The organism is Cellulomonas sp. P4_B5_2 (assembly GCF_056402235.1).
The window spans coordinates 1-1122 of the sequence record NZ_JBFUHU010000529.1 but is presented as its reverse complement, the minus strand read 5'-3'; the positions used below and the strand labels follow the sequence as shown (position 1 = coordinate 1122).

At 77.4% G+C, this 1122-nt stretch carries 1 protein-coding gene; it reads right to left on the bottom strand.

The genetic code is table 11. The features are described from left to right. A partial coding sequence (locus AC1DUQ_RS21895) for a putative PEP-binding protein (RefSeq protein WP_477074657.1) occupies window positions 1-1122 on the bottom strand: 1122 nt, incomplete at both ends.

Here is a 1122-nt window from a genome sequence, read left to right as displayed (position 1 = left end):
TGCAGGAGCAGGTCGCCGGCACGGAGCGCGGCCGCGGGCACCTCGACCATCACCCCCGCCTGCGGGAGGCCGTGCGCGACGCAGCGCTCGACGAAGCCGTCGGCCTCGTCGGCGGTGGCCACCATCGGGGCCATCACCCAGACGTCGGCCGACGACGACGACGCGGCCTGGGCGATGGCCGCGAGCTGGTCGTCGAGGACCCCGGGGTGCGCCCAGGAGGTACGCAGCCCGCGCACCCCGAGGGCGGGGTTGGGCTCCCCCGCCGCCGTCACGAACGGCAGCGGCTTGTCGGCGCCCGCGTCGAGCGTGCGGATCACCACGCGTCGGCCCGGGAATGCGGCGAACACCCGCGAGTAGGCCGCCACCTGCTCCGCGATCCCCGGCGCGGTGGTCCGGCCCAGGAACTCGAACTCCGTGCGGAACAACCCGATGCCCTCGGCCCCGGCCTCCGCGGCGGCCGCGGCACCCGCCGGGTCCGCGACATTGGCCAGCAGCGGGACGGCGTGACCGTCGGACGTGGCACCCGGCCGCTCCAGGCGGGACGGGCGGGGTCTCGTCCGTGCTGCCCGCTCGACCATGTCGACGTCGGGGGACCGCACGACCTCGCCCACCGAGCCGTCCACGAGGACCGTCTCGCCGTCGGCGATCGCCTCCGCCCCGACCACGGCGACCACGCACGGGATGCCCAGGGAACGCGCGAGGATCGCCGTGTGGGCCGTCGGCCCCCCGCCGGCGGTCACGATGGCCAGCACGCGTTCCGGGTCGAGCCGCGCGGTGTCTGCCGGCGCCAGGTCGCCGGCCACCAGGACGAACGGGATGCCCGGGTCCGGCACGCCCGGCGGCCGCAGGCCGAGCAGCTCGGCGATGACGCGGTCGCGCACGTCCTGGACGTCAGCCGCGCGGTCGGCGAACAACCCGCCCAGAGCGCGGAGCTGCTCCGCAACCAGCTCGGCCGCGTCCCACACGGCCCGGGCGGGGGTCGCCCGGGTCTCCAGCACCCGCCGACGGGCCTCGTCGGCGAGCGTCGGATCGGCCGCCATCGCCGCGGTGACCACGAGGATGTCCGCCGCCTCACCGCTCGCCGCCTCGGCGGCCCGGGCCAGGTCGTCCTGGACCCGGGCC